Source organism: Flavonifractor plautii ATCC 29863 (genome assembly GCF_000239295.1).
GTDB lineage: Bacteria > Bacillota > Clostridia > Oscillospirales > Oscillospiraceae > Flavonifractor > Flavonifractor plautii.
On sequence record NZ_JH417659.1, the window covers coordinates 1 to 8,249 of the forward strand.

7 protein-coding genes are annotated in these 8,249 nt (G+C 65.9%); all 7 read right to left on the bottom strand.

Annotated elements, in window-relative coordinates:
• Window positions 1-95: 95 nt before the first annotated feature.
• The 7 genes from argF to HMPREF0372_RS02965 all read right to left on the bottom strand — a co-directional run bounded on the left by argF (window position 96) and on the right by HMPREF0372_RS02965 (window position 8,008).
• Window positions 96-1,013: an ornithine carbamoyltransferase gene (gene argF / locus HMPREF0372_RS02935; RefSeq protein ID WP_039996576.1), complete on the bottom strand. Its 918-nt coding sequence runs from the start codon at window positions 1,011-1,013 to the stop codon at window positions 96-98.
• Between the two features lie 40 nt (window positions 1,014-1,053).
• The gene (locus HMPREF0372_RS02940) at window positions 1,054-2,232 is read right to left on the bottom strand and encodes an aspartate aminotransferase family protein (protein WP_007488841.1); all 1,179 of its coding nucleotides are present in this window, start codon (window positions 2,230-2,232) and stop codon (window positions 1,054-1,056) included.
• A gap of 12 nt (window positions 2,233-2,244) precedes the next feature.
• Entirely contained in the window at window positions 2,245-3,096 is an 852-nt protein-coding gene (gene argB / locus HMPREF0372_RS02945; RefSeq protein WP_039996579.1) for an acetylglutamate kinase, read from the bottom strand.
• 41 nt (window positions 3,097-3,137) lie between these two features.
• Window positions 3,138-4,361 (bottom strand): bifunctional glutamate N-acetyltransferase/amino-acid acetyltransferase ArgJ, encoded by a 1,224-nt coding sequence (gene argJ, locus HMPREF0372_RS02950; RefSeq protein WP_007488843.1) that lies wholly within the window; start codon window positions 4,359-4,361, stop codon window positions 3,138-3,140.
• Window positions 4,358-5,344 (bottom strand): N-acetyl-gamma-glutamyl-phosphate reductase, encoded by a 987-nt coding sequence (gene argC, locus HMPREF0372_RS02955; protein WP_007488844.1) that lies wholly within the window; start codon window positions 5,342-5,344, stop codon window positions 4,358-4,360. The genes argJ and argC overlap by 4 nt, the downstream gene beginning before the upstream one ends.
• Window positions 5,337-6,722, bottom strand: a complete 1,386-nt coding sequence (gene argH, locus HMPREF0372_RS02960) for an argininosuccinate lyase (RefSeq protein ID WP_007488845.1) — start codon at window positions 6,720-6,722, stop codon at window positions 5,337-5,339. Before argH ends, argC begins: the two co-directional genes overlap by 8 nt.
• Window positions 6,723-6,793: 71 nt before the next feature.
• Entirely contained in the window at window positions 6,794-8,008 is a 1,215-nt protein-coding gene (locus HMPREF0372_RS02965) for an argininosuccinate synthase (RefSeq protein ID WP_007488846.1), read from the bottom strand.
• Between the last annotated feature and the right edge of the window lie 241 nt (window positions 8,009-8,249).

Below are 8,249 nucleotides of genomic sequence, written 5' to 3' on the forward strand. Positions count from 1 at the left end.
CCGGACCGCGCACAGCGCGGCCCGGGGCCGTCTTTCAGTATGAGAGCTCCCGTGCATTTCTTTCAGCAAACTGCTGCGCAGGCTGGGGCGGCCGTTTACCGGGCGTCCCCGCCCATCAGGAGACAGAGGACGGCCTTCTGGGCGTGGAGGCGGTTCTCCGCCTCGTCGAAGATCTCGCCGGCGTGGGCCTCAAAGACCTCGGCGGTGATCTCCTCCCCCCGGTGGGCGGGCAGGCAGTGCTGCACCATGCAGCCGGGATCGGTGACGGCCATCAGGGCCTCGTTGACCTGGTAGCCCCGGAAGGCGGCCCGCCGCTGGGCGGCCTCCTCCTCCTGGCCCATGGAGGCCCACACGTCGGTGAACACCACGTCGACCCCCGCCGCGGCCTCCAGGGGATCCCGCACCAGGGAGAACCCGTGGCCCGCCTCCCGGGCGAAGGCCAGCACATCGGGGTGGGGGTCATAGCCCTCGGGGCAGGCCACGGACACCTCCATGCCCACCTTCAGGCAGCCCACAATGAGGGAGTTGACCATGTTGTTGCCGTCGCCGATGAAGCACATCTTCAGCCCCTCCAGCCTAGCCTTGCGCTCCCGGATGGTCATGAGGTCGGCCAGCACCTGGCAGGGGTGGGCGAAGTCGGTGAGGCCGTTGATGACGGGGATGTCGGCATACCGGGCCAGCTTCTCCACCTCCTCCTGGGAGTAGGTGCGGATCATGATGCCGTCGCAGTAGCGGGAGAGCACCCGGGCGGTGTCCTCCACCGGCTCGCCCCGGCCGATCTGGCTCTCCCTGCTGGAGAGGAAGAGGGCGTGGCCCCCCAGCTGGAACATGCCGGTCTCAAAGGAGACCCGGGTGCGGGTGGAGTTCTTCTCGAAGATCATGGCCAGGGTCTTGCCCTGGAGGCGGGGGTGGGGCAGGCGGTGCTTCTGGTCGTACTTCATCTGGTCAGCCACGTCCAGGATGCGGACGATCTCCTCTCTGGAGAGATCCAGCAGCTTCAGCAGGTCTTTCATCTCGTTCACCTCATACAAAAATGGCGGGCGCAACCCGGGGTCACTCCAGGCCCCGGTCCAGGATGGCCAGGCCCTGGTCCATCTCGCCCTTCGTGATGGTCAGGGGGGGCAACAGCCGCAGGGCGGGGCCGGCGGTGAGCACCAGCAGGCCGTGTCCGGCCAACCGGGCGGCCAGCTCCCTGCTGCTCCAGCCGGGGCGGACCTCCACCCCGATCATGAGGCCCAGGCCCCGGGTGGCACCCAGGCATTGCTTGCCCATTGCCTCGATGTGTTCCCGAAGATAGATCCCCTTCTCCCTGACCCGGTTCAGGGCCGCCTCGTCCAGGATGTCCAGCACCGCCAGGGCGGCCGCGGAGCAGACAGGGTTGCCCCCAAAGGTGGAGGCGTGGCTGCCGGGGCCCAGCACCGGCCGACACTTCTCGTTCACAAGGAAGCCGCCCATGGGCAGGCCGCCGGCGATGCCCTTGGCAAAGGAGACGGCATCGGGCCGGATGCCGTACTGCTGGAAGGCGAAGAGGGTGCCGGTGCGGCCGATGCCGGTCTGCACCTCGTCCACCAGCAGCAGCCAGTCCCGCTGCTCGCACAGGCCGGCCAGGGCGCGGACGAAGTCCCGGTCCATAGGGAGCACGCCGCCCTCGCCCTGGACCAGCTCCAGCAGCACGGCGCACACGTCCTCCCCGGCCTGGGCCTCCACGTCGGCCAGATCGTTGGCGCCGGTGTGGCGGAAGCCCTCCGGGAAGGGGAAGAAGTGTTGGTGGAACACGTCCTGGCCGGTGGCGGCAAGGGTGGCGAGGGTGCGGCCGTGAAAGGAGTTGCGCAGGGTCAGGATGGTGCCGCGGCCGGCGCCGTACTTGTCGTGGCTGTATTTGCGGGCCAGCTTGAGAAGCCCCTCGTTGGCCTCCGCGCCCGAGTTGCCGAAGAAGGCCGCCGCCATGCCCGACCGGGCGCAGAGGGCGCCGGCCAGCCGGGCGTAGGGCTGGGAGTAGAACAGGTTGGAGATGTGGCCCAGGGTGAGGGCCTGGTCGTAGATGGCCCGGGCCCACTTCTCGTTCCCGTAGCCCACCGAGCACACCCCGATGCCCGAGGTGAAGTCGATGTATGTCCTGCCGGCCAGGTCCCAGAGGGTGGCCCCCTGTCCGTGGTCCACGTCCACGTCGAAGCGGCCGTAGGTCTGGAGGGTGTGGGCGTGGTCCAGCGCCTTGAGTTCGTCAAAGGTCATGTCTGCGCCTCCTTACAGGATCATGGTGCCGATGCCCTCGTCGGAGAGCAGCTCGATGAGAATGGAGTGGGGGATGCGGCCGTCCAGGATGTGGGTGCGCTCCACGCCGGAGCGCACCGCCTCCACGCAGCACTCCACCTTGGGAATCATGCCTCCCTGGATGACCCCCTCCCGCACCAGCAGGGGCACCTCGGACAGGCCCACCTTCTGGAGAAGGGTGCTCTCGTCCGCCGGATCCCGCAGCAGGCCGCGCACGTCGGTGAGGAGGATGAGCTTCTCTGCCCCCAGAGCCACCGCCAGCCTGGCGGCAGCCGTGTCGGCGTTGATGTTGTAGGCGTTTTCGCCGTCCACCCCCTGAGCCACGGTGGACACCACGGGGATGTAGCCAGCCGTCAGGCAGTCCCGGACCGGGGCGGGGTCCACCCTGGCGAGCTCGCCCACCAGACCGTACTTCGCGTCCAGCAGTCTGGCCTGGAACAGACCGGCGTCCAAGCCGCACAGGCCGATGGCCCGCCCGCCCCGGCGGTTGAGGGTGGCCGCCAGGTTCTTGTTCACCTTGCCGCAGAGCACCTGCTGCACCACGTCCATGGTCTCGGTGTCGGTACAGCGCAGGCCGTCCACGAAGCGGGACTCCTTGCCCAGCTTCTTCAACATGGCGGAGATCTCCGGCCCGCCGCCGTGGACCACCACCACATGGATGCCCACTAGGCTGAGGAGAATGACGTCGCCGATGACGGCTTCCCGCAGCTCCCGGGAGATCATGGCGCTGCCGCCATATTTGATGACGATGGTCTTTCCGTAATACTTCTGGATGTAGGGCAGGGCCTCGGCCAGCACCTGGGCCCGCAGGGTCACGTCGGACATGGGGTTCGCCTCCTTGGGGAGAGGGGCGCGGGCTGCGCCTCTCATGTTCTGTAATCGCCGTTGATCTTCACATATTCGTACGTCAGGTCGCAGCCCCAGCAGGTGGCCTCGTGCTCTCCCTCGTGGAGGTGGACGTCGATGACCACCTCGTCCTGGGAGAGGATGCTCCGGGCGGCCTCCTCGTCGAAGTCCAGACCCATGCCGCCCCGGCAGACGGCCACAGCACCCACGGCGGAGGAGAAGGAAATGTCCACATACTCGGGGCGGAAGGGGGCCTTGGAGTAGCCCATGGCACACAGCACCCGGCCCCAGTTTGCGTCGGCGCCGAACATGGCGGCCTTCACCAGGGGGGAGCCCACCACCGCCTTGGCCAGGCGCTCGGCGCTCTCCTCGCTGCGGGCCTCCCGCACGGCGCAGGTGATGAGGCGGCTGGCCCCCTCGCCGTCCCCGGCGATGGCCCGGGCCAGCTCCTGGCAGAGCTGGCGGAGGGCCTTCAGAAAGACGGTGTAGCCGTCATCCTTCCACTCGATGAGGGGATTGCCCGCCATACCGTTGGCCAGCACCGCGCACATGTCGTTGGTGGAGGTGTCCCCGTCCACCGTCACCCGGTTGAAGGTGCGGGGGACCACCTCGTGGAGGGCCTCGGAGAGCATCTCCCGGGTGATGGCGCAGTCGGTGGTGACGAAGCACAGCATGGTGCCCATGTTGGGGTGGATCATGCCGGAGCCCTTGGCGATGGCGCCGAGTGTCACGGTCCTGCCGCCGATAGAGCAGGCGAGGGCAAGCTCCTTCTTCACCGTGTCGGTGGTCATGATGGCGCGGGCCGCCGCGTCGGAGCCTTCCGGCCCGGCGGTGAGGCCCGCCGCCGCCTCCGGCATCCCCGCCCGAATGGCGGCGATGTTGAGGGTCTGGCCGATGACGCCGGTGGAGGCCACCACGAAGTCGGCGGGTGCGCGGCCGGTGGCCCGGGCGGCCAGCCGGGCCATCTCCTCGGCGTACTCGTGGCTCATGGGGCAGCAGGCGTTGGCGTTGCCGCTGTTGGCCGCCACGCCCCAGGCGGTGCCGTCCTCCAGGTGTTCCATGGTGACATAGAGGGGGGCGGCCTTGACCCGGTTCATGGTGTACACGGCCGCCGCCGCGCACTCCTGGTCGGAGAGGATGAGGGTCAGGTCCTTCTTGTCTGCCTTTTTGCTCTTGACGCCGCAGTGGACCCCCCAGGCCCGGAAGCCCTTGGGGGCGGTGACGCCGCCGGGTATCTGCTTCATGTTCGCTCACTCCTTGCTGAGGCGGGACTGCCCGCCGGTGGGGTTTCCAGGGCCAGGCCCGCCGTCATCTCAAAGCCCAGCATCAGGTTCATGTTCTGCACCGCCGCGCCAGAGGCGCCTTTGCCCAGGTTATCGAAGAGGGCGGTGACGATGGTCTGCTCCTCGTGGCCGCACACCACCAGCTCCAGCCGGTCGGTGCCCGCCAGAGCGTTGGCGGGGAGGGTGGGGGCATCCCCGCCCCAGCGCACCGAGACCAGGGGCTGGCCGGCGTAGTAGGCCGCCAGGATGTGGCAGACCTCCCGGGCGGTGGGCTGGCCCCGCAGATAGCGGTTGTGGAGTTGGATGGTGGTAGCCATGCCCTTGTAGTAGTCGTCCACCACGGGGCAGAACACCGGGGGCTGCTCCAGCCCAGCCACCTTCTGCATCTCGGTCAGGTGCTTGTGGCGCAGGCCGGTGCCGTAGAGCCGGGGACTGAACAGCTCGGCCGGCTTGTCGGGGGCCTCATACTGGGCGATCATCTTTCTGCCTCCGCCGGAGTAGCCAGTGAGGGAGAAGCAGGTGAGGGGGCAGTCCCGGAGCAGAATATGGAGGGCGGACAGGGGGGCTGCCGAGGCCAGGAAGCCGGTGGCGTGGCAGCCGGGATTAGCCACCCGACGGGCCTGTCCGATGATGCGCTCTGGGTCCTTGTACAGCTCCGGGAAGCCATAGACCCAGCCGGAGGCGGTACGGTGGGCGGTGGAGGCATCAATGATCCGGGTGTGTCCGTTCTCAATGAGCTCCACCGCCTCCCAGGCGGCGGCATCGGGCAGGCAGAGAAACACCAGGTCGGCCGCGTTGAGGTATTTTTTCCGCTCCGCCGGGTCCTTGCGCCTGGCCTCGCCGATGCGCAGCAGTTCGAGATCGGTCCGCCGGGAGAGCCGCTCCCAGAGCTGAAGGCCAGTGGTGCCCTCCCGGCCGTCGATAAAGACCTTCGGCTTATCCATGTCTGCGTGTCTCCACGAATTCCCTGATATGTCCGATCTGCACCCGGACGCTGTCCGCCGCCGGGCCGCCGCAGACCTTGCGGCCGTTGACGCAGGTCCTGAGCTCCAGGGCCTGGTACACATCCTCGTCAAAGACCTTGGATACGGCCTTGAAGTCCTTGAGGGACAGGGTGTCCAGGGTCTCACCGGCTCTGATGCACTGGCTGACCAGTCGGCCCACGATCAGGTAGGCCTCCCGGAAGGGCATCCCCTTCTTCACCAGGTAGTCAGCGCAGTCGGTGGCGTTGATGAAGCCGCCGGCGGCCGCCCGGCGCATGTTCTCCTTCCGCACGGTGAGGGTGTCCAGCATGGCGGTGAACACAGGCAGGCAGAGCTCCACCGTGTCGATGGCGTCAAAGACGCACTCCTTGTCCTCCTGCATGTCCTTGTTGTAGGCCAGGGGGAGCCCCTTCATGACGGTGAGCAGGGTGATGAGGGAGCCGTACACCCGCCCCGTCTTGCCCCGCAGCAGCTCGGCCACATCGGGGTTCTTCTTCTGGGGCATGATGGACGAGCCGGTGGAGTAGGCGTCGTCCAGCTCCACGAACTTGAATTCCCAGGAGCACCATAGAATGATCTCCTCGGAGAACCGGGACAGGTGCATCATCAGAATGGAGCAGGCCGAGAGAAACTCCAGGGCGAAATCCCGATCGGACACCGAGTCCAGCGAGTTGTCGGTGGGCTTGGAAAAGCCCAGAGCCTGTGCGGTCTGGAACCGGTCTACCGGGTAGGTGGAGGTAGCCAGGGCCCCCGCCCCCAGGGGGCACTCGTCCATCCGCGCCAGACAGTCCTCCAGCCTTGTCACGTCCCGCTTGAACATGTTGGCGTAGGCCATCATGGCGTGGGCGAAGGTGGTGGGCTGGGCCCGCTGGAGGTGGGTGTAGCCGGGCATGACCGTGTCCAGATTGGCCTCGGCCTTCCTGACCAGCACCTTCTCCAGGTCCAGGATCAGGCCGATGATGGCCTGGATCTCCTTGCGGACATACATCCGGAAGTCCACCGCCACCTGATCGTTCCGGCTGCGGGCGGTGTGCAGCCGCTTGCCCGTGTCCCCGATGCGTTGGGTGAGGATGGTCTCGATATTCATGTGGATATCCTCGTTCTCCAGGGAGAACTCCACCTGTCCGGCCTCAATGTCGGCCAGGATGGCCTTGAGGCCGTCGATGATCTTCTCGGCCTCGTGCTCCTTGATGATCCCCTGCCTGCCCAGCATGGCCGCGTGGGCGATGGACCCGGTGATGTCCTCCCGGTACATCCGGGCGTCAAAGGAAATGGAGGAGTTGAAGTCGTTGACCAGGGCATCCGTCTCCTTTTGGAACCGTCCGGCCCACAGTTTCATAGTATCGCTCCTTTTGCCTCGCGGAGTTTTGCCGTCCGCAGGCGGAAAAAGATATCAGACAGGGTCTCCGCTCAGAGCTTTCCCTGCTCCCGCAGGGCCTGGACCTTGTCGGGCAGGCCCCACAGGTTGATAAAGCCCTGGGAGTCCGTCTGGTCGTAGTCGCTCTCCCCGAAGGTGACCAGATTCTCGGAGTACAGGGTGCAGGGGGAGGAGACGGAGGCGGTGATAAGGTTGCCCTTGTAGAGCTTGAGCTTCACGGTGCCGGTGACGTACTTCTGAGTGTCCGTGGCGAAGGCGGTGAGGGCCTCCCGCAGGGGGGTGAACCACTTGCCGTTGTAGACCAGGTCGGCGAAGTCTACCGCCAGCTTCTGCTTCATGTGCTTGGTGTCCTTGTCCAGGGTGATCTGCTCCAGCACCTCGTGGGCCCGGTAGAGGATGGTGCCGCCGGGGGTCTCGTACACGCCCCGGTCCTTCATGCCTACCAGCCGGTTCTCCACGATGTCCAGCAGGCCGATGCCGTTGGCACCGCCCAGCTCGTTGAGCCTGCGGATGAGGTCGCTGGCCTTCATCTTCACTCCGTCCACGGCCGCGGGCCAGCCCTTCTCAAAGTCGATGGTGACATAGGCGGGGGCGTCGGGGGCCATGGCGGGGGAGACCCCCATCTCCAGGAAGCCGGGCTTGTCGTACTGGGGCTCGTTGGCGGGGTCCTCCAGGTCCAGGCCCTCGTGGGACAGGTGCCACAGGTTCTTGTCCTTGGAGTAGCTGGTCTCCCGGCTGATCTTCAGGGGGACGTTGTGGGCCTCGGCGTAGTCGACCTCCTCGTCCCGGCTCTTGATGTCCCACTCCCGCCAGGGGGCAATGATCTTCATTTCGGGGGCAAAGCGCTTGATGGCCAGTTCGAAGCGGACCTGATCGTTACCCTTTCCGGTGCAGCCGTGGCAGATGGCGTCGGCGCCCTCCTGCTTGGCGATCTCCACCAGCCGCTTGGCGATGATGGGCCGGGCAAAGGCGGTGCCCAGCAGATAGTCCTCGTACTTGGCCCCCATCATCATGGAGGGGATGATGACCTCGTCCACCATCTGGTCGGTCAGGTCCTCGACGTACAGCTTGGACGCACCGGTCTTGATGGCCTTCTCCTCCAGGCCGTCCAGCTCGGCCCCCTGTCCCACGTCGCCGGAGACGGCGATGATCTCGGGGTCGTTGTAGTTCTCCTTCAGCCAGGGGATGATAATGGACGTATCCAGACCGCCGGAGTAGGCCAGGACGACTTTCTTGATCTCAGACATGTTGATGACCTCCTGTGGGGCGGCGAGGCCGGCCGCCCAGCTGATGTGTTCCCAGTATAATCCAACCCGTATAAAAACGCAATAGTCATTCTGTATAAATATTCATAATATTGGAGCTATAACAGTTAATAATTTTTATATATTCGTTATAATAATAGTATAGCGAATAAATAGCCAATTCAAACAGACGGAACAGGAGCCGGAAGCATTCCGCAGGCGGAACGGCAGCGGACCGGGATGA

Bases quoted from the DNA above. Each gene is read 5' to 3' on its own strand.
- argF (WP_039996576.1), bottom strand. From the start codon at position 1,013: ATGAAAGACCTGCTGAAGCTGCTGGATCTCTCCAGAGAGGAGATCGTC.
- HMPREF0372_RS02940 (WP_007488841.1), bottom strand. From the start codon at position 2,232: ATGACCTTTGACGAACTCAAGGCGCTGGACCACGCCCACACCCTCCAG.
- argB (WP_039996579.1), bottom strand. From the start codon at position 3,096: ATGTCCGACGTGACCCTGCGGGCCCAGGTGCTGGCCGAGGCCCTGCCC.
- argJ (WP_007488843.1), bottom strand. From the start codon at position 4,361: ATGAAGCAGATACCCGGCGGCGTCACCGCCCCCAAGGGCTTCCGGGCC.
- argC (WP_007488844.1), bottom strand. From the start codon at position 5,344: ATGGATAAGCCGAAGGTCTTTATCGACGGCCGGGAGGGCACCACTGGC.
- argH (WP_007488845.1), bottom strand. From the start codon at position 6,722: ATGAAACTGTGGGCCGGACGGTTCCAAAAGGAGACGGATGCCCTGGTC.
- HMPREF0372_RS02965 (WP_007488846.1), bottom strand. From the start codon at position 8,008: ATGTCTGAGATCAAGAAAGTCGTCCTGGCCTACTCCGGCGGTCTGGAT.